15 protein-coding genes are annotated in these 20,667 nt (G+C 74.2%); 7 read left to right on the forward strand and 8 right to left on the reverse strand.

Going from position 1 to position 20,667, the window contains the following annotated elements; translation table 11 throughout:
* Window positions 1–35: 35 nt before the first annotated feature.
* Entirely contained in the window at window positions 36–632 is a 597-nt protein-coding gene (locus ACFC02_RS10325; protein WP_376354942.1) for a TetR/AcrR family transcriptional regulator, read from the reverse strand.
* A gap of 108 nt (window positions 633–740) precedes the next feature.
* Between ACFC02_RS10325 and ACFC02_RS10330 the strand changes: the two genes are divergently transcribed.
* Complete coding sequence (locus ACFC02_RS10330; RefSeq protein ID WP_376354945.1) at window positions 741–2,021, forward strand: FAD-dependent monooxygenase; 1,281 nt, start codon at window positions 741–743, stop codon at window positions 2,019–2,021.
* Between the two features lie 7 nt (window positions 2,022–2,028).
* Here ACFC02_RS10330 and ACFC02_RS10335 read toward each other — a convergent pair whose 3' ends face one another.
* Genes ACFC02_RS10335 through ACFC02_RS10350 form a run of 4 tightly spaced genes read right to left on the reverse strand, consistent with a single transcriptional unit; the run spans window position 2,029 to window position 9,631 of the window.
* The gene (locus ACFC02_RS10335) at window positions 2,029–3,978 is read right to left on the reverse strand and encodes an ABC transporter ATP-binding protein (protein WP_376354948.1); all 1,950 of its coding nucleotides are present in this window, start codon (window positions 3,976–3,978) and stop codon (window positions 2,029–2,031) included.
* On the reverse strand, window positions 3,975–5,828 hold the full coding sequence (locus tag ACFC02_RS10340; protein ID WP_376354951.1) for an ABC transporter transmembrane domain-containing protein: 1,854 nt from the start codon (window positions 5,826–5,828) through the stop codon (window positions 3,975–3,977). The genes ACFC02_RS10335 and ACFC02_RS10340 overlap by 4 nt, the downstream gene beginning before the upstream one ends.
* Window positions 5,829–5,846: 18 nt before the next feature.
* A complete protein-coding gene (locus tag ACFC02_RS10345; protein ID WP_376354954.1) occupies window positions 5,847–7,715 on the reverse strand; it encodes an ABC transporter ATP-binding protein in 1,869 nt (622 codons plus the stop codon).
* Window positions 7,712–9,631, reverse strand: coding sequence for an ABC transporter ATP-binding protein (locus ACFC02_RS10350; RefSeq protein WP_376354956.1), 1,920 nt, complete (start codon window positions 9,629–9,631; stop codon window positions 7,712–7,714). Before ACFC02_RS10350 ends, ACFC02_RS10345 begins: the two co-directional genes overlap by 4 nt.
* Before the next feature lie 207 nt (window positions 9,632–9,838).
* Here ACFC02_RS10350 and ACFC02_RS10355 point away from each other — a divergent pair, with 207 nt between their 5' ends.
* From ACFC02_RS10355 to ACFC02_RS10370, 4 genes are all read left to right on the forward strand, one after another.
* Window positions 9,839–10,741 carry an ABC transporter ATP-binding protein gene (locus tag ACFC02_RS10355; RefSeq protein ID WP_376354958.1) on the forward strand — a complete coding sequence of 301 codons (903 nt, stop codon included), beginning with the start codon at window positions 9,839–9,841 and terminating at the stop codon, window positions 10,739–10,741.
* Window positions 10,738–11,484 (forward strand): ABC transporter permease, encoded by a 747-nt coding sequence (locus tag ACFC02_RS10360; RefSeq protein ID WP_376354960.1) that lies wholly within the window; start codon window positions 10,738–10,740, stop codon window positions 11,482–11,484. Before ACFC02_RS10355 ends, ACFC02_RS10360 begins: the two co-directional genes overlap by 4 nt.
* Before the next feature lie 62 nt (window positions 11,485–11,546).
* Entirely contained in the window at window positions 11,547–12,815 is a 1,269-nt protein-coding gene (locus ACFC02_RS10365) for a sensor histidine kinase (RefSeq protein WP_376354962.1), read from the forward strand.
* The gene (locus ACFC02_RS10370) at window positions 12,805–13,446 is read left to right on the forward strand and encodes a response regulator (RefSeq protein ID WP_376354964.1); all 642 of its coding nucleotides are present in this window, start codon (window positions 12,805–12,807) and stop codon (window positions 13,444–13,446) included. The genes ACFC02_RS10365 and ACFC02_RS10370 overlap by 11 nt, the downstream gene beginning before the upstream one ends.
* A gap of 44 nt (window positions 13,447–13,490) precedes the next feature.
* Here ACFC02_RS10370 and ACFC02_RS10375 read toward each other — a convergent pair whose 3' ends face one another.
* From ACFC02_RS10375 to glgX, 3 genes are all read right to left on the reverse strand, one after another.
* Window positions 13,491–14,537, reverse strand: a complete 1,047-nt coding sequence (locus ACFC02_RS10375) for a medium chain dehydrogenase/reductase family protein (protein WP_376354966.1) — start codon at window positions 14,535–14,537, stop codon at window positions 13,491–13,493.
* Between the two features lie 152 nt (window positions 14,538–14,689).
* Window positions 14,690–15,256, reverse strand: a complete 567-nt coding sequence (locus tag ACFC02_RS10380) for a TetR/AcrR family transcriptional regulator (protein ID WP_376354968.1) — start codon at window positions 15,254–15,256, stop codon at window positions 14,690–14,692.
* 31 nt (window positions 15,257–15,287) lie between these two features.
* Window positions 15,288–17,471, reverse strand: a complete 2,184-nt coding sequence (gene glgX / locus ACFC02_RS10385; RefSeq protein WP_376354984.1) for a glycogen debranching protein GlgX — start codon at window positions 17,469–17,471, stop codon at window positions 15,288–15,290.
* Between the two features lie 362 nt (window positions 17,472–17,833).
* Between glgX and ACFC02_RS10390 the strand changes: the two genes are divergently transcribed.
* Both ACFC02_RS10390 and ACFC02_RS10395 read left to right on the forward strand, forming a co-directional pair.
* Window positions 17,834–19,063 carry an Ig-like domain-containing protein gene (locus tag ACFC02_RS10390; protein WP_376354970.1) on the forward strand — a complete coding sequence of 410 codons (1,230 nt, stop codon included), beginning with the start codon at window positions 17,834–17,836 and terminating at the stop codon, window positions 19,061–19,063.
* A gap of 293 nt (window positions 19,064–19,356) precedes the next feature.
* Entirely contained in the window at window positions 19,357–20,616 is a 1,260-nt protein-coding gene (locus ACFC02_RS10395; RefSeq protein ID WP_376354972.1) for an Ig-like domain-containing protein, read from the forward strand.
* The last annotated feature ends 51 nt before the right edge of the window (window positions 20,617–20,667 follow it).

The raw sequence follows: 20,667 nt of genomic DNA on the forward strand, positions 1-20,667 counted from the left end.
CGGGGATTGTGCCCCGTCGGACGGGCCGGGCCCCCTCACCGCCGCGCGTCCGCCGGGGGCTCGGGGCGCAGCGCACCCGCCACCAGGCCGCGGATGTCGGTGGGCGACACCGTACCGCCGTTCACCAAGCGGTCGAAGACCAGGCCGTCCACGCAGGTGAGCAGGTTGATCGTGCGGGCGTCGGCGTCCGCTTCCGCAACGCCCCGCGCGGTCAGGAAGGCGCGTACGGCCTCCCGTGCCGTGTTCTCGCGCGGGGTGAGGATCTCGCGCAGCTCGGGGTGGTGCACGCTCTCGATCGCGCACGCGTAACGGGCCAGCGAGCGATCCCGGCCTTCTCCCGTCAGGCGCTGGGCGGACAGGGCGGCGATGCCCGCCACCAGATCCTCCGGGTCGCGCGGCACCGGAATGCGCTGTCCCGCCTCCCGGAGTTCCGCCTGGTCCAGGGCGACCAGGCGGCGGACCAGTGCGGTCAGCAGGGCCTGGCGCGTGCGGTAGTAGGCGGAGGTGGTGCCGGAGGGGAGGCCGGCCGCCCGGTCCACGGCGCGGTGGGTCAGCCCGCGCACCCCGTGGCGCGCGAGGACGGCGATGGCCGCGTCGGCGAGGACGGTACGGCGGTCGGTGGGCTTGGGCACCCCCTATTTCTACACCTGTAGAGGGGAGGTGTTGAGGGGAGGCGTACGCTTCTTCTATAGATGTAGAAGCGCGGGGCGCGGGCGCCCGGCGCGGGGGAAGGGGTCGGCATGGGCGGGACAGCGGTGGTGGTGGGCGGGGGCATCGGCGGGCTGGCCGCGGCGATCGGCCTGCGCGCGGCGGGCTGGGAGGTCGTGGTCGCCGAACGCGCCCCGGTCCTCGCCGACGTCGGGGCGGGCATCTCCCTGCACGCCAACGGCATGCGCGCCCTGGACGCCCTCGGCGTCGGCGGGGCGGTGCGCGCCGCCGCCCGGCCGCAGTACACCGGGGGCACCCGCACCCCCGACGGCCGATGGCTGGCCAGGATGGACGGCGCCGCCCTCGAACGGGAGCTGGGCACCCCCATCGTCGGCATCCCCCGCGCCGAGCTGCACCGCGCCCTGCGCGCCGCCCTGCCGCCGGGGTGCCTGCGCACCGGGACGGAGGTGACGTCCGTGGACGACACCGACGGCGGGCGGATACGGGTCCTCTTGGACCGCGGCGGGAAGGACGCCGGGGACGGGGACGGGGGCGGAGACGGAGCTGGGGGCGGTGGTGGTGGCGGGGACGGTGGTGAGAGCGTCCGCCGCGCCGACCCCGCTCGCCGCGCCGAACGCGTCGGCCGGGCCCTCGACGCCGACCTCGTCGTCGCCGCCGACGGTGTCGGCAGCCGGCTGCGCGGCCTGCTGTTCCCGCACCACCCCGGTCCCGCGTACAGCGGTTCCACCGTCCTGCGCGCCGTCACCGAGCACCCGGTGGACCTGCGCACCGACTTCGAACTGACCTGGGGCAGGGGAGCCGAGTTCGGGCACATCGCCTTCCGCGACGGCCGCGCTGAATGGCACGCCGTGCTCAACTCACCGCCCGGAGTGCGCCCCGCCGACCCGCTCGCCGCGCTGCGCCGCCGGTTCACCGGCTGGCACGACCCCGTTCCCGCGCTGCTCGAAGCCACCCGGCCCGACGCCGTCCTGCACCACGACATCCACGAACTCACCGTCCCGCTGCCCGCCTACACCGTGGGACGTGTCGCCCTCCTCGGCGACGCCGCCCACGCCATGACCCCCCACCTGGGCCAGGGCGCCTGCCAGGCACTGGAGGACGCGGTCACCCTGGCCGCCGCCCTCGCCGCCGAACCGGTCCTCGGGCGGGCGCTGGCCCGCTACGACGCCGAACGCCGCCCGCGCAGCCAGTCCGTGGCCCGCGCCGCCCGCCAGGCCGGCCGGATGGGCCAGCGGCTCACGCATCCGCTGGCGATCGCCGCCCGCGACCGCGCGCTCCGGCTGGTCCCCTCCGGCGCCACCATGCGGGCCGTACTCCGCCACGCCGACTGGACTCCGCCGAAGCTGCCCTGAGGCCGGCTCAGGCCCGCACGCCGTCCCCCACCGCGTCCCGGGCTCCGTCTCCGGTCTCGTCCGCGTCCCGGGCTCCGTCTCCGGTCCCGTCCGCGTCCCGGGCTCCGTCTCCGGTCCCGTCCGCGGCCCGGGCTCCGCCCCCGGTCGCCTCCGCGTCCCCGGCTCCGCCCCCGGTCGCCTCCGCGTCCCCGGTCCCGTCCGCGTCCCCGTGCCACGTGTGCCACAGCGCCGCGTACGCCCCGCCCGACGCCACCAGCTCGTCATGGGTGCCCACTTCGGTGAGCAGGCCGTCCTCCATCACGGCCACCCGGTCGGCGTCGTGCGCGGTGTGCAGGCGGTGCGCGATGGCGATGACCGTACGGCCCCGGAGCACGGCGGCCAGGGCGCGCTCGGTGTGGCGGGCCGTCGACGGGTCGAGCAGCGCGGTGGCCTCGTCCAGGATCAGCGTGTGCGGGTCGGCCAGCACCACCCGGGCCAGGGCGAGCTGCTGGGCCCGGGCGCCGTCGGTCGGGTGACCGCCCGCGCCCAGCCCGGTGTCGAGACCGTCCGGCAGCTCCCGCACCCAGACGTCGGCGCCGACGGCACCCAGCGCCGACCACAACTGGCCGTCCGAAGCGTCCGGTTCGGCGATGCGCAGGTTGTCGCGGACGGTACCCAGGAACACGTGGTGCTCCTGGGTCACCAGGACGACCTGGCGGCGCAGCCGCTCCGGTTCCAGCGCGGCGACCGGCACCCCGCCCACGGTCACCGCCCCCGCGCTCGGCGCGTCCACGCCCGCCAGCAGCCTGCTCAGTGTGGACTTGCCCGCCCCGGAGGGCCCCACCACCGCCAGCCGCTCCCCGGGCCGCACCGTGAGGTCCACCCCGCGCAGCACCTCGCCGCCGCGCTCGTAGGCGTAGCGGGCGCCCCGCACGTCGATGCGGTCGTCCGCCGGAGCGGGAGCCTGCGCCGTGGCGGTCCGGGGTGCCCGGGCCAGGCCCTCGACGCGGGCGAAGGAGGCGCCGCTGCTCTGCAGCAGTTCGATGTGCATCAGGATCTGGTCGAGCGGTTCCGTGAACTGCCGCAGGTACAGCGCGGCGGCCACCACCGCGCCCACCGTCACCGCGCCCCGCGCGTGCAGCGCCCCGCCGACCAGCAGCACCCCGGCCACGGGCAGCACGTACGAGACCTCGACCGCCGGGAAGAACACGCTGCGCAGGAAGAGGGTGTACAGCCGCGTGCGCAGCGAGGTCTCCAGCGCGTCCCGGCCGGCCGCGACCCGCCGCCCGCCCAGCCGGTACGCCTCGACCGTACGCGCGCCGGAGGCCGTCGCCGCCAGGACCTCGGCGACGTCGGAGACGGCGGCGCCCTCGCGGAGGTAGCCGTCCCTGGCCCGGCGCAGGTACCAGCGCACCGCGCACCCGACCGGGGCCAGCGCCAGGACGCCGACGGTGCCGAGCAGCGGGTCGATGAGGAACACCGCCGCCAGCACGAACAGCGCCTGCACGGTGCTCACGAGCAGTTCGGGGCCCACGGTGCGCAGCGTGGTGCCGACGGCGGTCACGTCCGCGGTGCCACGCGTGGTCAGGTCACCGGCGCCGGCCCGCTCGACCACCGACGCGGGCAGGGCCAGGGCCCGGTCGACGAACTCCTCGCGCACCCTGGCCAGCGTGCGCTCGCCGAAGCGGTGCGCCGCGTAACGGGCCCAGCGCGCCAGCAGCAGCTGCGCCAGCGCCGCCGCGAGAATGCCCACGGCCAGCCGGTCCACGCCGCCGGCACCGCCGCCCGCGCGTACGTGGTCGATGATCCGGCCGAGCAGCCACGGACCGGCCAGGCCCGCTGTGGCGGCGAGCACGTTCAGGGCGAGGACGGCCGTGAACGCCCGCCCCTCGGCCCCGACCAGCCGCAGCGCGGCCCGCCGTACGTCCACGGGCCCGGCGACCGGCAGCCTGCCGTCCGCGGCGTCGTCCACCGTCATCGCACGGCCTCCTGCGCGCCCTCGCCCGCGCCCCGCCCCGCGGGCTCCTGCACGGTTCCCTCCACCGGTTCTCCCGCAATCCCCTCCACCGGCTCCTCCACGCTCCCGTGCACCGGCTCCCGCACCGTCCGCCGCTCCCGGCCCTCCTCCCCGGACTCCTCCGCGTCGCGTGCCACGAGCGCCCGGTATCCCGGCTCGGCGTCGAGGAGTTCACGGTGGCGGCCCGTGGCCGCGACCTTGCCGTCGACCAGGTACTGCACCGTGTCCGCGTGGCCGAGCACCAGCGGCGACGTGGTGGTGACGAGCGTCGTGCGGCCGGTGCGCGCCTGCCGCAGCCGCTCCGCCACCGCCGCCTCGGTGTGCGCGTCGAGCGCGGAGGTCGGTTCCACGGCCAGCAGCACCTCCGGACCGGCCAGCAGCGCCCGGACCAGCCGCACCCGCTGCCGCTGCCCGCCGGACAGGCTGCGGCCCTGCGCGGCCACGGCGGTGTCGAGGCCGTCGGCCAGCCCCTGCACGATGTCCTCGGCGGCAGCCGCCCGCACCGCCTCGGCCACCTCGCCCGCGTCCCGGTCCCGGGCGCCGCACACCACCTCCCGCAGGGAGCCGGCGAACAGGTCCGCCTCGTTGTCGGCGACCAGGATGTGCTCGCGCACACCGGCGAGCGCGTACGTGTCCAGGCGCACCCCGCCCCAGGTCGCCGCCGAGGGTTCGTAGCGGCCCAGCCGGTCGACCACCGCCACCGCGTCGGCGGGACGGGCGCTGACCAGCGCGGTCAGCCGCCCCGGCGCCACCCGGACGTCCGACTCCGGGTCGTGCAGCGCAGAAGGCTCGGCGGGCGGGGGCAGGGTGCCGGTGTCCTCCTCCGGTCGCAGCCGCAGCAGCTCCACCACGCGGCGCGCGGCCACGACGCCCCGGCTCAGCTGGTAGCCCCCCTCGACGAAGAACGACACCGGGGTCACCAGGACCGCGACGTACCCGTACACGGACACCAGCTCGCCCACCGTGATCCGCCCCTGGGCGGCCAGCCGGGCCGCCAGCCAGGTCACGACCGCGAGGAACAGCACCGGCAGGCCCGTGCCGAACGCCTGCAGCCAGCTGGTCACCGCGCCCACCCGGTAGCCCTGGGCCCGCAGCCGCTGCGAGTCCCGGCGGAACGCGTCCGCGAACAGCCCCTTGCCGCCGAGCCCGTTGAGTACCCGCAGCCCGCCCGCGAGGTCACCGATCCGCGCGGTGAGCACGCCCTGCCGCTCCCGGTACTCGCCCTCGGCGCCCTGCAGCCGCCGGGTCAGCGGCCCGATCAGCAATGCGGTCAGCGGCGCCCCCAGCAGCACCACCGCGGCGAGCGGCACGGACACCGACAGCAGCATCCCCGCCACCACCGCGTAGACGACGACCGCGCCCACCCCGGGGCCGACCACGGTCAGGCACTGGCTGATCGTCTGCACGTCGCCGACGCCGATGGTGAGGACCTCGCCCGCGTCGGTGCGGCGCGGCAGGGCGGCGCCGAGCCGCACCACGTGGTCCACGACGACCTTGACCGTGCGGAAGTTGGCGTCCATGCGCACCCGCGTCATCGTGCGGTGGCGCAGGATGCTCAGCCAGGCATTGACGGCACCGACCCCGAACAGCGCGCCCGACCACAGGGCCAGCGCGGCCGTGTCGCCGCTCTGGAGACCGTCGTCGACCGCCCGGGACATCAGGTACGGCGTCGCCGCGAGCAGCACCATCCAGACGCTGGCCAGCACCGCTCCGGCGACCGACCGGCCCGGCTGGCGGGACACCAGCCACCACAGGTACCACCAGCCGCCCCGGCTGTCGGGCGTGCCCGGGTCCGCGCGAGCGTCGATCACCGCTGTCCCTCCGTCCGCTCAGGCCAGACTGTCGCGCCAGGCGCGGTGCAGGCGCGAGAACCGGCCGGTGCCCGCGACGAGTTCGGCCGGGGTGCCGTCCTCGACGATACGGCCGTGCTCCATCACCAGCACCCGGTCGGCGATCTCCACCGTGGACAGGCGGTGGGCGATGACCACGGCCGTACGGCCCCGCAGGACCGTCGTCATCGCGCGCTGCACGGCCTGCTCACCGGGGATGTCCAGGGAGCTGGTCGCCTCGTCCAGGATCAGCACCGCCGGGTCGGCCAGCAACGCCCGTGCGAAGGCGACCAGTTGGCGCTGGCCCGCGGAGATGCGGCCGCCGCGCTTGCGGACGTCGGTGTCGTAGCCGTCGGGCAGGGCGCTGATGAAGTCGTGTGCGCCGATCGCCTTCGCGGCCCGCTCGATCTCCTCGCGGCTCGCCTCGGGGCGGCCGATGGCGATGTTCTCGGCGACCGTCCCGGAGAACAGGAAGGCCTCCTGCGTCACCATGACCACGCCGCGCCGCAGTTCGGGCACGTCCAGCTCGCGCAGGTCCACGCCGTCCAGCAACACCCGGCCCTCGCTCGGGTCGTAGAAGCGGGCCAGCAGCTTGGCCAGGGTCGACTTGCCCGCGCCGGTGGAGCCGACCACCGCGACGGTCTGCCCGGCCGGGAGCGTCAGGTCGAAACGGGGCAGCACCTCGCCGCCGGTGCGGTAGGCGAAGCGGACGCCGTCGAAGAGCACCTCGCGGCCGGGGAACCCGGACGTCCGGGGCGGCAGCTGCCGCGGCGCCGACGGCTCCGGCACAGACGGGGTCTGCGCGAGCAGGCCCGCGATCTTCTCCAGGGAGGCCGCCGCCGACTGGTAGGAGTTGAGGAACATGCCGAGCCGGTCGATCGGGTCGTAGAGCCGGCGCAGGTACAGCACCGCCGCCGCCAGCACGCCCAGCTCCAGCGAGCCGTCCGTCACCCGCCAGGCGCCCCACAGGACGATCGCCGCGACCGCCGTGTTCGCCACCAGGCGGGAACCGACGACGTAGCGGGCCATTTCGAGCAGCGCGTCGCCGTTCGTGCGCTCGTGGCGCCGGTTGAGGACGGCGAAGGCGGCGTCGTTGGCCGGCTCCCGGCAGAACGCCCGTACCGGGCGGATGCCGTTCATCGTCTCCACGAACTTCACGATCACCGCGGCGATCGCCGTGGACCGCTCCCGGTACACCCGCCCCGCGCGCCGCTGGTACAGCCGCACCAGCAGGTACAGCGGCACGAACGACGCCACCGCGACCGCGCCGAGCCCGAGGTCGAGCCAGAGCAGCATCGCCGAGATGGAGACGAAGGACAGGACGACGGTGATCAGTTCCTGCAGGCCCTCGTTGAGCAGTTCGCGCAGCGACTCCACGTCCGTGGTGGCCCGGGAGATCAGCCGGCCGGAGGTGTAGCGCTCGTGGAAGTCCACGCTGAGCGCCTGCGCGTGCCGGAAGATGCGGCCGCGCAGGTCGAGCAGCACGTCCTGGTCGACCCGGGCGGCGGCCACGATGAACACCCACTGGAGTCCGCCCGAGGCCAGCGCGCACAGCAGGTAGCCGACGGCCACCGCGACCAGCGGCCCGTGGTCGTGGCCGCGGAACGCCGGTACGGCCGTGTCGATGGCGTACGCCACCAGCAGCGGGCCCGCCTGGACGGCCGCCTGCTGGAGCAGCAGCACGAGCACGGTGGCGGCCACGCGGGCCTTCATCGGCGCCAGCAGCGAGCGCAGCAGCGCGGCCGTGGCACCCGGGGGAGTGGGCAGCACGTCCCGGTCGAAGGGGTCGCCGGTGTCCCCGGCGCCGGCGGTGAGCGGCAGGTCCTCCTCGTCCCCGGTGGCGGGGACGGACGTGGTGGGGGCCGTCATCGGTCGTCGTCCTCCTCTTGCGCCGCTCGCGGCGTCTGCCCGCCCGCCATCAGGTGGGCGTACTCGGCGTTCGTGCGCAGCAGTTCGTGGTGGGTGCCCACCGCGGTGATCCGGCCGCCGGAGAGCAGGGCGACGCGGTCGGCCAGCAGCACCGTGGAGGGGCGGTGGGCCACGATCAGGGCCGTGGTGCCGGCGAGCACCTGGCGCAGCGCGGCCTCCACGGCGGCCTCGGTGTGCACGTCCAGCGCGGACAGCGGGTCGTCCAGCACGAGGAAGCGGGGCCGGCCCACGACCGCCCGTGCCAGGGCCAGGCGCTGGCGCTGGCCGCCCGACAGGCTCAGGCCCATCTCGCCGACCTGCGTCCCGGTGCCCTGCGGGAGGGCGTGCGCGAACTCGGCCTGAGCCACGGCGAGCGCGCGGTCCAGTTCACCGGCGTCCGCCCCTTCGCCGGCGCCCATGAGAACGTTGTCGCCGACGCTCGCGGAGAACAGGGTGGGTTCCTCGAAGGCGACGGCGACGAGGGTGCGCAGCGCCTGCCGGTCCAGCGCGCGGATGTCGGTGCCGTCCAGCGTGATCCGCCCGGATGTCACCTCGTGCAAGCGCGGCACGAGCGCCGTCAGGGTCGTCTTGCCGCTCCCGGTGGCGCCGACCAGGGCCATCGACTCGCCGGGACGGATGTGCAGGTCGACGTCGTCGAGGAGGGGCGGGGAGCCGGGCGGGGCGTCGGGGTAGCGGAAGCGGACGTTCTCGAAGCGGAGACCGCCCGCGCCCGCGGCGGGGGCGCCGGTGCCGCCGCGGGCGGTCACATCCGCCGGCTCGGCGCCGGTGCCGCCGTCCGGCCCGGTGGTCTCCGGCTCCGCGTCCAGCACCTCGAAGTACCGCTCGGTGGCCGTCGCCGCCTCCTGGCTCATCGCGAGCAGGAAACCGATCGACTCCACCGGCCAGCGCAGGGCGAGGGCCGTGGAGAGGAAGGCGACCAGGGTGCCGGCCGACAGCCCGCCGTCCGCGACCTGCACGGCGCCCACCACCAGCGTGGCCCCGATGGCCACTTCGGGCAGGCACATGATGACCGCCCAGATGGTGGCCAGCAGCCGCGCCTTGCGCAGTTCGGTGCCGCGCAGGGTCGCCGACAGCGTGCGGAAGGCGCGCGCCTGGGTGCGGTGGCGCCCGAACCCCTTGATGACGCGGATGCCGAGCACGCTCTCCTCGACCACCGTCGTCAGGTCCCCGACCTGGTCCTGCGCGAGCCGCGCCACGTGCGCGTACCGCGTCTCGAAGAGGGCGCTCAGGACGATCAGCGGCACGGCGGGCGCCAGCATCACCAGGCCCAGCGTCCAGTCCTGGAGCAGCATGATGACCACGCCCACGAGGATGGTCACGCCGTTGACGAGGAGGAACGTCAGGGGGAAGGCGAGGAACTGGCGCAGCAGCATCAGGTCGGTCGTGCCCCGGGACAGCAACTGGCCCGACGCCCACCGGTCGTGGAAGGCGACCGGCAGCCGCTGCAGATGCCCGTAGAGCCCGGCCCGCATCTCCGCCTCGACGTTCGCCAGCGGGCGCGCCACCAGCCACCGCCGCAGCCCGAACAGCAGTGCCTCCGCGACGCCGAGCAGCAGCAGGAACAGCGCGCCCAGCCACACACCGTCCCGGTCCCCGTCGGCGACCGGACCGTCCACCAGCCATTTCAGGACGAGCGGGATCACCAGCCCGACGCAGGAGGCGACGATCGCCACGAACGCGGCGACGGACAGCCGCGTGCGCACCGGGCGTACGTACGGCCACAGGCGCAGCAGTGTGCGGACGGCGGACCGCCCGGCGGCCGGGGCGGCACGGGCGGCGGGATCGGCGCGGTCGCCCTGATCGGCAGGGCCCGCGGGGTCGGTACGTTCCTCGGCGGTGGCAGGTGTAGTGGACATCACTTCGGAGACTACGGACCGGCACTGACATCGCCCACCGAGTTTTGGCCGACCCGGGCCCGGCCGCCCGGCCCCCACCTGTGCCTTCGCCCGGTCGGCCGACCCGGGCCGCCGTCCGGTCGTAGTGCCGCGTCAACCGATCGGCCGATGCCGCCTCGAGCGCGTCGGGCGATGTGCGCGGGCGCCGCGGGCCGCGACCCTGATGCCATGTCCGTCATCGAAGTCAGCGAACTGCGCAAGTCCTACGGCGGCCGGGCCGTCGTCGACGGCGTCTCCTTCGCCGTCGAGGAGGGCGAGGTCTTCGGCATCCTCGGCCCCAACGGCGCCGGGAAGACCACCACCGTGGAGTGCGTCGAGGGGCTGCGGGTGCCCGACGCGGGCCGGATCCGGGTCGCCGGGCTCGACCCCGTCGCCGACCACGAGAAGGTCGCCCGCGTCCTCGGCGCCCAGCTCCAGCAGAGCGAGCTGCAGGCCAAGCTCACCGTCCGCGAGGCGCTGGAGCTGTACGCCTCCTTCTACCCGCACCCGGCCGACTGGCGCCCGCTCGCCGAGCGCCTGGGCCTCACCGGCAGGCTCACCACCCGCTTCGCCAAGCTGTCCGGCGGCCAGAAGCAGCGCCTGTTCATCGCGCTCGCCCTCGTCGGCAACCCCCGTCTCGTCGTCCTGGACGAGCTGACCACCGGGCTCGACCCGCGCGCCCGCCGCGACACCTGGCAGCTCATCGAGGACGTCCGGGCGGGCGGCGTCACCGTCCTGCTCGTCACGCACTTCATGGAGGAGGCGCAGCGGCTGTGCGACCGGATCGCCGTGATCGACCGGGGCCGGGTCGCCGCCCTGGACACCCCGCAGGGGCTGATCCGGCGTTCGGCGGGCGCCACCGTCATCAGCTTCACCCCGTCCGCGCCGCTGGACGAGCGTGACCTGAACGCCCTGCCCGAGCTGGCGTCGGTGACGTCCAAGGACGGCCGGATCACGCTGTCCGGCACCGACACCACCGTCAACGCGGTCATCACCCTGCTCGCCCGCCACCACATCACCGCCCACCAGCTCCGCGTCAGCGACGCCACGCTCGACGACGCGTTCCTCGACCTGACGGAGGCCGCCGCATGAACAGCGCGCTGAACCCGGCCGTACTGCGCACCGAGATCCGCCTGTTCCGCCGCGAGCCCGGTGCGGTCTTCTGGATCCTGCTGTTCCCCACCCTGCTGCTGGCGATCCTCGGATCCATCCCGTCCTTCCGGCGGCACGACGACGGGCTCGGCGGTCTGCGGCTCGTCGACACCTACGTACCGGTCGTGGTGCTGCTCGGCATGATCCTCGGCGGGCTGCAGGCCATGCCGCAGGTCCTCACCGGCTACCGCGAGCGGGGCATCCTGCGCCGGATGTCCGCCACTCCGGTCCGGCCGATCGTCCTGCTCACGGCGCACATGGTGCTCTTCGCGGGCGCCGCGCTGGTGTCGGCCCTGCTCGCCCTGTCCGTCGGCCGGCTCGCCTTCGGCGTACGCCTGCCCGAGCAGCCCTTCGGCTACGCGCTCGCGCTGCTGCCGGCCGTGTGCGCCGCCCTCGCGCTGGGCTCGGTCGTCTCCGCGCTGTCGCGCACCACGAAGATCGCCGGCGCGATCGGGAGCGCGGTCCTCTTCCCGATGATGTTCAGCGCGGGCCTGTGGGTGCCGGTGCAGTCCATGCCGCACGTGCTCGCCCGGATCGTCGGGTACACGCCCTTCGGCGCCGCCGCGCAGGCCCTGGGCCAGGCCGCCGCCGGTCACTGGCCGGGCTGGAACCACCTGGGCGTGCTGGTGGCGTGGACGGTGCTGCTCACCGCCGGCGCCGCCCGCTGGTTCCGCTGGGAGTGACCTCCCCCATGCCCGACGCCGGGGCCGTGCCCGCGAGAGGGGCCGTGCCGGACACTGGGGCCATGCCGGACACCACAGCCACGACGACCGCCGAGTGGAAGCAGCCCCGGGCCTCCTTCGACATCTGGGGGCCCTACGCCCTGCTCGTCGTGGCCGTGCTCACGGCGGCGGGCTCGGCCGCCGCGGTCGGCATGAGCCGGGGCGAGATCTTCGTCGCCGTCGTCCTGGTGATCGTCGCGCTGGTCCTCCAGGCGGGATGGTCGCGCTGGGCCCGCGAACGGCCGATGCCGGGGCGGGCGAGTGCCTGTTTCTACTTCGCGCGCTGGGCCGTGGGCTTCGCCCTGACCTGGCTCAACCCGTTCTTCGCCTTCTACGCCGTCACCGGCTACTACACCGCGGCCCGGCAACTGCCGCGCCGGCTGGTGCTGCCCGGCCTGTGCCTGACCGCCGTCACCATGGCCGGCAGCGAGATCGGCGGCATGCCGCCGCACGGCCTGGTCCTCTGGTTCGGCTTCGCCGTGGTGCTCGGCGCCAACGCCGGCCTGGTCCTCCTGTTCACCCGGTACGCCGACCAGGAGCAGGCCCGCGCCCGCACCCAGGCCGCCACGATCTGCGAACTGGAGCGCACCAACAGGGCGTTGCAGCAGGCCCTCGACGAGAACGCCGCGCTGCACGCCCAGCTCCTCGTCCAGGCCCGCGAGGCCGGTGTCGCCGACGAGCGCCGGCGCCTGGCCGCCGAGATCCACGACACCCTCGCCCAAGGGCTGACCGGCATCATCGCCCAGCTCCAGGTGGTGTCCGCCGCACCGGACGAGGCGAGCGCCCGCGAGCACGTGGGCCGCGCCATGGACCTGGCCCGCCACAGCCTGGGCGAGGCCCGCCGCTCGGTGCACAACCTCGCCCCGGTGGACCTGGCGGACGCCGGACTGCCGGAGGCGCTGAAGAGCATCGTCGCCCAGTGGGGCGAACGCACCGGACACCGGGCCGACTTCACCGTGACCGGCACCGCCCAGCCGCTGCACGACGAGGTCTCGGCGACGCTGCTGCGCATCGCCCAGGAGGCCCTGTCCAACGCCGCCCGGCACGCCCGCTGCTCCCGGGTCGGCGTCACCCTGTCCTTCATGGGCGACGTGGTCTCCCTGGACATCCGCGACGACGGCCGGGGTTTCGACCCGCTCGCCGTGCCCGCCCGCACCCGCGCCGGCGGATTCGGCCTGGACGGCATGCGCGCCCGCGCCGAACGCATCGCGGGCTCCCTGACGGTCGAGTCCGAGCCCGGCCACGGTACGGCGGTCTCGGCTCGCGTACCGTTGGTGGGTGATGACCGATGACCCGTCCATCTCGCTGCTGATCGTCGACGACCATCCCGTCGTACGGGACGGTCTGCGGGGCATGTTCGAGGCCGCGTGCGGGTTCACCGTGCTCGGCGAGGCGTCGGGGGGTGCCGAGGCGGTGGAGAAGGCCGCCGCGCTCGACCCGGACGTCGTCCTCATGGACCTGCGGATGCCGGGCGGCGCGGGCGTGGACGCGATCCGGGAGCTGACCCGGCGCGGCGCCCGCGCGAAGGTGCTCGTGCTGACGACGTACGACACCGACTCCGACACGCTGCCCGCGATCGAGGCGGGCGCCACCGGTTACCTGCTCAAGGACGCCCCGCGCGAGGAGCTGTTCACCGCGGTGCGGGCCGCCGCCGAGGGCCGTACGGTGCTCTCCCCGGCCGTCGCCTCCCGCCTGGTCTCCGCGGTCCGCGCCCCCGCCCCGGGCAGCGAACCGCTCTCGGCCCGCGAGCGGGAGGTGCTGGTCCTGGTCGCCCGCGGCACCTCCAACCGGGAGATCGCCCGCGAACTGTTCATCAGCGAGGCCACGGTGAAGACCCATCTCACCCACCTGTACGCCAAGTTGGGTGTCAAGGACCGGGCGGCGGCCGTCGCGGCGGCCTACGACCGGGGCATCCTGGGCTGACCCTCCGTGTCCTGCGCTCCCGTCCCCGCCTCGGCCCGCCCGGGTCACCGTACGGCGGGAGCGCCCGGCGCGATGACGACCTTGCCGACCACGGAACCGGACTCGGCGTACCGCAGGGCCTCGGCGGCCTGGTCGAGCGGGTAGACGCGGTCGATCCTGGCCGTCAGCGTCCCCGCGCGGAGCAGGCCGAAGACGTGGGCGAGGTCCTCGCGCAGCCGGGCGCGGTAGCGCTCGGGGCGCCTGGCCCTGCCTGCCCACAGGTTGAAGAAGTGGGCGCGGCGGCCGTTCGGCAGGGTGTTCCACACGAGCAGCCGGCCCACCAGCGCGAGGACCGGGATCCTGCCGTTTCCGGGTTCGTCGCGGGTGGCGGCGCTGCCGTAGGAGACGAGGGTGCCGCCCGGGGCCAGCATCCGCCAGGAGTCCTTGATGCCCGGACCGCCGACGTGGTCGAAGACGGCGGCCACGCCCCGGGGTGCGAGGGCCCGCACCTGGGCCAGGACGTCGGAGCGGTAGTCGACGGGGAGGGCGCCCATGGCGCGGACGGCGTCCTGGTTGCGGGCGGAGGCGGTGCCGATGACCCGTACGCCGTGGGCGCGGGCGAGCTGCACCAGGACACTGCCGACACCGCCGTTGGCACCGTGCACGACGACGGTGTCGCCCGGCCGCACGCGCGCGGCGCGGTGCAGCATGCGCCAGGCGGTGGCGCCGTTGGTCACCAGCGTCTCGGCCTCGGCCGGGTCCACGCCGTCGGGGACCGGCACCAGGTCGGCGGTGTCCAGCAGCGCGTGGTCGGCCCAGCCGCCGGTCTTGGTGAGCGCGGCGACCCGCTGCCCCGGGGCGGGCGACGGCTGCCCCGGTACGGGCTCGCCGACGGCCTCGACGACACCGACGAGGTCGTAGCCGGGGACGAAGGGGAAGGCGGGCATGTCGTAGTACTTGCCGCGCCGCATCTGCTGTTCGGCGAAGGTCACGCCGCTGGCCTCGATGCGCACCAGTGCCTGTCCGGGGCCCGGCCCGGGCAGGTCCCGCACCCGGGTCTGCAGGGTCTCGGGCTCTCCGGCGGCCGGCAGGACGATCTCGGTGACACGCATGGCTGCTCCGTTTCGGCGTATTCGAGTGGACTGAGAGAAGGCATTGAATGAGTGGTCTATCACTCACTGAATGGTTCCGAGAGGGGGCGGCTGTCGGGCCGGTGGTGAGGCCGACGGCCGCCCGGGGAAGGGGGCGAGGGGTGGGGCGGGTGTCAGTAGTGCCGGATGCCCGTCGCCAGGGTCCGCGTCCAGGGCGCGTCCACGGAGTCGGCGTCGATGGACACCAGCAGGTGGCACAGCATGCCGACGGCGAAGAAGTGCTGGACCTGCTGGTCGTCGCCGCCCGAGGCGCCCCGGACGTACTCGACCGTGCGGGCGTAACCCGTGCGCACGACCTCCTGTACGGCCGGCTCGGAGACCGCCGCCGCCTGGGCGTGCAGTTGGACGAGGAGCAGGTCGTTGTCGCTGATCAGCTTGGCGTAGGCATCCCCCATGGCGGACAGGACCGCGTCCGGTGAACTGCCCGTGGCCTGGGCGGCGCCTTCCTCCAGGGCCGCCCGCACCCGGACGAAGCAGCGCTCGACGACCGCGGTGAACAGGGCCTCCTTGGTCGGGAAGAGCCGGTAGACGTACGCCTGGGAGATGCCCGCCGCCTTGGCCACCTCGGTCGTGGTGGTGCCGAAGTAGCCCTTGGCCGCGAAGGCGCCGACGGCGGTGTTCAGGACCGTCTCGCGGCGCTCCTCGGCGGTGGACAACTGTCGGGGGCGTTCCGTCTTCATAGGTGTAGTCAACCACTCACACTTTTCTCCGTCAACCGGCGGTGACGCGCAGCAGCAGGACGGTGCGCGCCGGCACGGTGATCGCCGTCCCCGCCCGGCGCGTCCCGCCCGGCGCCTCGTGCTGCTCCTCGCGGCCCGTGTCCACCACCACCTCGTAGCGCTCCGCCCACGGCGGGCCCGGCAGGACGAAGTCCACCGGACGCTCCCCGGCGTGCAGTACGGCGAGGAAGCTGTCGTCGAGGACCGGCGCGCCCCGCGCGTCCCGGCCCGGGATGTCCCTGCCGGACAGGTACATGCCCAGCGTGGCGGCGGGGGCGTACCAGTCGCCCTCCGTCATCTCGGTGCCGCGCGGGGTGAACCACGCCAGGTCCCGCAGCCCGTCCGCCGAGGCCGCGAGCCCGGAGAAGAACGCCCGGCGGCGCAGTACGGGATGGCAGTGGCGCAGCGCGATCAGCCGGGAGGTCAGTTCGAACAGCGCCTTCCAGCCCGGGTCGTCCAGCAGGGTCCAGTCCAGCCAGCCGATCTCGTTGTCCTGGCAGTAGGCGTTGTTGTTGCCGCGCTGGGTGCGGCCCAGCTCGTCGCCCGCGACCAGCATCGGCACGCCCGTGGACAGCAGCAGCGTGGTCAGCAGGTTGCGCAGCTGCCTGCGGCGCAGCGCCCGGATCCGCTCGTCCTCGCTCTCACCCTCCGCCCCGCAGTTCCAGGAGCGGTTGTCGTCCGTGCCGTCCCGGTTGCCCTCGCCGTTGGCCTCGTTGTGCTTGCGGTCGTACGACACCAGGTCGCGCAGGGTGAAACCGTCGTGCGCGGTGACGAAGTTGACCGACGCGTAGGGGCGCCGGCCGCCCCAGGCGTACAGGTCGCTGGAGCCGGAGAGCCGGTAGCCCATCTCCCGCACGTCCGGCAGCGCGTGGCGCCAGAAGTCCCGTACGGCGTCGCGGTAGCGGTCGTTCCACTCCGCCCACAGCGGCGGGAAGGCGCCCACCTGGTAGCCGCCCGAGCCGATGTCCCACGGCTCGGCGATCAGCTTCACCCGGCGCAGCACCGGGTCCTGCGCGATCACGGCGAGGAAGGGGGAGAGCATGTCGACGTCGTGCAGCGAGCGGGCCAGCGCCGCGGCCAGGTCGAAACGGAAGCCGTCCACGCCCATCTCGGTCACCCAGTAGCGCAGCGAGTCGGTGATCAGGCGCAGCACGTGCGGCTGGACGACGTTCAGCGTGTTGCCGCAGCCGGTGTAGTCGGCGTACCGGCGGGCGTCGGGCGCGAGGCGGTAGTGCCGCTGGTTGTCGATGCCCTTCAGGGAGAGCGTCGGGCCGTACTCGTTCGCCTCGGCGGTGTGGTTGTAGACGACGTCGAGGATGACCTCGATGCCGGCCGCGTGCAGCGCGCGCACCATCCGCTTGAACTCGCCCACCTGCTGCCCGGTGGTGCCCGAGGCGGCGTAGGCGGCGTGCGGGGCGAAGTAGCCGATCGAGTTGTAGCCCCAGTGGTTGACGAGGCCCCGGCGCAGCAGGTGGTCCTCGTGCGCGAACTGGTGCACCGGCAGCAGCTCCACCGCCGTCACCCCCAGCTTCACCAGGTGCTCGATCGCCGCCGGATGGGCCAGACCGGCGTACGTGCCCCGCAGCTTTTCGGGGATGCCCGGGTGCAGCTTGGTGAAGCCGCGCACGTGCAGCTCGTAGATGACCGAGTCCGCCCACGGCGTCTTGGGGCGGCGGTCGTCCGACCAGTCGTCGTCGTCCTGGACGACCACGCCCTTGGGGACGAAGGGCGCCGAGTCGCGGTCGTCGCGCACGGTGTCGGCGACGTGCTGCTCCGGCCAGTCCCGGACGTGCCCGTAGACCTCCGGGGGCAGCGCGAACTCGCCGTCCACCGCGCGGGCGTACGGGTCGAGCAGCAGCTTCGCCGGGTTCCAGCGCGCGCCGGTCCACGGGTCCCAGCGGCCGTGCACCCGGAAGCCGTAGCGCCGGCCGGGCAGCACACCGGGGACGAACCCGTGCCAGATCTCATGCGTCAGTTCGCCCAGACGCGCGCGCGTCTCCCGGCCGGCCTCGTCGAAGAGGCAGACGTCGACCGCCTCCGCGCCGCCCGCCCACAGGGCGAAGTTGGTCCCCGCGACCCGGTCGGGCCCGACCCGGAAGCGGGCGCCCAGCGGCGTCGGCGCGCCCGGCCACACGGGCACGGCGGGCGGCGGCGCGGCGCGCCGCGCACCGGTCACGACGCCGGACGCCAGCGCCCCGTCACCGGCCCGCACGTCGGTCCCGGTCCGCCCGTCGGTCCCGGTGCGTCCGTCCGTACCGGTCCGCCCGTCGGTCCCGGTGCGTCCGTCCGTACCGGTCCGCCCGTCGGTCCCGGTGCGTCCGTTCCCGGTGGCGCGCCCGCCCGCCACCGCCTCCTGCTCGGCTGCGCTGGACACCTGGTCGGCCCCTTTTTTTCGGCTGGTGCGGCTCGTTCGGCTCCGGTTCGCTCCCGCGGCCACCTCCCGGCGCGGCTTCCGGGCGCATGCTCCTCCCCACTGTTCTGCCCACCGCTCGGCTCGCACTCACGTTTCCCGGGAGCGAGCCGGTCGTTGGGCAGCTCGTGAGGCACGTACAACGGCGCGCACGGCGCGCGGGGGCCACGCTGGCCGCCGTACTGACATGGGCAGGACTACTGGCCGGGGCCACCGGCTGCACCACGGGCGTCCCGGACACCCCGGACGCGGCCCCCGGCGGGACCCCGCCGGCGGCGGGCCCCGTCCGCGTCTCGCCGCAGGACGGCAGCAAGGACGTGAAGCCCGGAACGAAACTCAGGGTGCGGGTCGCCGAGGGCCACCTGGAGTCGGTCGAGGTGGTCCGCTCCCAGGACGCACAGGACACCCGGGTGGCGGGCCGGCTCTCCCGCGACGGCCGCACCTGGCGGCCCGCCGACGACAGGCTCGCCCTCGCCGCCAAGTACACGGTGGACACCGTGGCCGTCGACGGCGACGGGCACCGCTCGGCCCGGCGCACCACCTTCACCACCCACGTCCCCGAAGAACGCTTCATCGGCTACGTCACCCCGGAGAACCGCGCTGTCGTGGGCACCGGAATGATCGTCTCCCTGGCGTTCAGCCGGGAGATCGCCGACCGCGCCGCCGTTCAGCGCGCCGTCCGGGTGACCGCGAAGCCGCCGGTGGAGATCCGCCCGCACTGGTTCGGCAAGGACCGCCTGGACTTCCGCCCCCGGCACTACTGGACCCCCGGCACCCAGGTCACCGTCGACCTGCGCCTGCGGGACGTGCAGGCGGCTCCCGGTGTCTACGGGCTCCAGCACAAGACCTTCTCCTTCACCGTCGGTCGCAGCCAGGTCTCCCTGGTCGACGCCGCCGCGCACACGATGGAGGTGCGCCGCGACGGCGAGCTGCTGGCCACCGTGCCCATCACGGCCGGGGCACCGCAACACACCACCTACAACGGGAAGATGGTGGTGATGGAGATGCTGGAGGTCACCCGCATGAACAGCCGGACGGTCGGCTTCGGCGGCGAGTACGACATCCCCGACGTCCCGCACGCCATGCGGCTCACCGGCTCCGGCACCTTCGTGCACGGCAACTACTGGTCGACGTCCGACCCGTTCGGCCGCACCAACGTCAGCCACGGCTGCGTGGGTCTGAAGGACGTCAAGGGGGGCGGTTCCGACACTCCCGCGGGGTGGTTCTTCGACCGCAGTCTCGTCGGTGACGTCGTCGAGATCGTCCACAGCAAGGACAAGACGGTGCGTGCGGACAACGGCCTGGGCGGCTGGAACATGGGCTGGGAGGACTGGAAGGCGGGCAGCGCGGTCAAGTGAGGCCGACAGCGGCGGGGGACCCGCGGTCCCATGAGGCCGGCAGCGGCGGGGACCCGCGGTCGCACGGGGCCGACAGCCGCGGGGCCGCCGCCAGGTGATCCCGCAGGCCCCCGCGTAAGCGGCGCGCGGCGGGCCGCGGGACCTGCCCACGGGTGTGTCCGGAGTCTGCTGAACTTGGGACGGAACAGTGACAATTGGCTGACATCCTGCCCCTGACCTTGTGGTTACTATGCGCGGGTGTGCGCGGTAGGCGCTGGGGCTCGGGGCAGACCGGCCCGGGGGAGGAGACGGACTTGAACATGCGGCCGATATCGGGGGCGTCGGTTGAGGCGGCCCGGCGACGGGGACCGGGTCGCGGACGGCGGGGGGCCAGGGGGATGCTGGCGCTGGTCTCCGGCGCGCTGGTCCTCGCGGTCAGCGCCTGCGGCGGGGGCGACTCCGGCACGGAGAGCGGGCAGGGCACGGGCAAGGGATCCGGGGCCGAGAGCAAGCAGTCGCAGGCCGTCGTCACCATCGCGCCCAAGGACGGCTCGAAGTCCGTCGACACCAGCGGCGCGCTGAAGGTGGGCGCGAGCAAGGGCACGCTCACGCAGGTCGTCGTCAAGGACGCCAAGGGCGGTGAGATAGCCGGGAAGATAACCGGCGGCGGCGCCACCTGGACGCCGTCCACCCACCTGGCGGCCTCGACCAAGTACACGGTCCACGCGGTCGCGAAGGACTCCGACGGCCGTCAGGCGGCCCAGGACTCCAGTTTCACCACGCTGACGCCGAAGAACACCTTCATCGGCAACTTCACCCCCGAGGACGGCTCCACCGTCGGTGTCGGGATGCCGTTCTCCGTCAACTTCACCCGGGGCATCACGCACCCGCGGGCCGTCGAGAAGGCCATCGAGATCAAGACCGAGCCGGCCGTCGACGTCGAGGGCCACTGGTTCGGCAACGACCGGCTCGACTTCCGCCCCGAGCACTACTGGAAGGCCGGCACCAAGGTCACCGTCAAGCTCAGCCTCGACGGCGTGGAGGGCCGGCCGGGCGTCTACGGCAAGCAGACCAAGACCGTCTCCTTCACCATCGGCCGCAACCAGGTGTCCGTCGTGGACGCCAAGAAGCACACGATGAAGGTCACGCAGGACGGCAGGACCGTCAAGACGCTCCCGGTCACGACCGGCAAGCCCGGCTACGACACCTGGAACGGCCGCATGGTCATCAGCGAGAAGCTGTCGGTGACCCGGATGAACGGCGAGACCGTCGGTTACGGCGGCGAGTACGACATCAAGGACGTCCCGCACGCCATCCGCCTGACCACCTCCGGCACCTTCGCCCACGGCAACTACTGGGGCGGCGACGCCTTCGGCAACTACAACGCCAGCCACGGCTGCATCGGCCTGCGCGACGTGCGCGGCGGCTACGACAGCTCCACGCCGGCCGCCTGGTTCTTCAACCACTCGGTGATCGGCGACGTGGTCCTGGTCAAGAACGCCCACGAGAAGACCGTCGCGCCCGACAACGGCCTCAACGGCTGGAACATGTCGTGGCAGGAGTGGAAGGCATAAGGACGGGCACCCCGCGCCCCCCGGCGGGCACCCCGCGCCCCCGCCGGGGGG

Source organism: Streptomyces sp. NPDC056160, assembly GCF_042268205.1.
Lineage (GTDB): Bacteria > Actinomycetota > Actinomycetes > Streptomycetales > Streptomycetaceae > Streptomyces.

What these genes read in the sequence shown, in the direction of transcription:
- ACFC02_RS10365 (WP_376354962.1), top strand. Translation starts at nt 11,547, where the DNA reads ATGCCGGACACCACAGCCACGACGACCGCCGAGTGGAAGCAGCCCCGG.
- ACFC02_RS10335 (WP_376354948.1), bottom strand. Translation starts at nt 3,978, where the DNA reads ATGACGGTGGACGACGCCGCGGACGGCAGGCTGCCGGTCGCCGGGCCC.
- ACFC02_RS10370 (WP_376354964.1), top strand. Translation starts at nt 12,805, where the DNA reads ATGACCGATGACCCGTCCATCTCGCTGCTGATCGTCGACGACCATCCC.
- ACFC02_RS10360 (WP_376354960.1), top strand. Translation starts at nt 10,738, where the DNA reads ATGAACAGCGCGCTGAACCCGGCCGTACTGCGCACCGAGATCCGCCTG.
- ACFC02_RS10345 (WP_376354954.1), bottom strand. Translation starts at nt 7,715, where the DNA reads ATGACGGCCCCCACCACGTCCGTCCCCGCCACCGGGGACGAGGAGGAC.
- ACFC02_RS10355 (WP_376354958.1), top strand. Translation starts at nt 9,839, where the DNA reads ATGTCCGTCATCGAAGTCAGCGAACTGCGCAAGTCCTACGGCGGCCGG.
- ACFC02_RS10375 (WP_376354966.1), bottom strand. Translation starts at nt 14,537, where the DNA reads ATGCGTGTCACCGAGATCGTCCTGCCGGCCGCCGGAGAGCCCGAGACC.
- ACFC02_RS10380 (WP_376354968.1), bottom strand. Translation starts at nt 15,256, where the DNA reads ATGAAGACGGAACGCCCCCGACAGTTGTCCACCGCCGAGGAGCGCCGC.
- ACFC02_RS10330 (WP_376354945.1), top strand. Translation starts at nt 741, where the DNA reads ATGGGCGGGACAGCGGTGGTGGTGGGCGGGGGCATCGGCGGGCTGGCC.
- ACFC02_RS10350 (WP_376354956.1), bottom strand. Translation starts at nt 9,631, where the DNA reads ATGTCCACTACACCTGCCACCGCCGAGGAACGTACCGACCCCGCGGGC.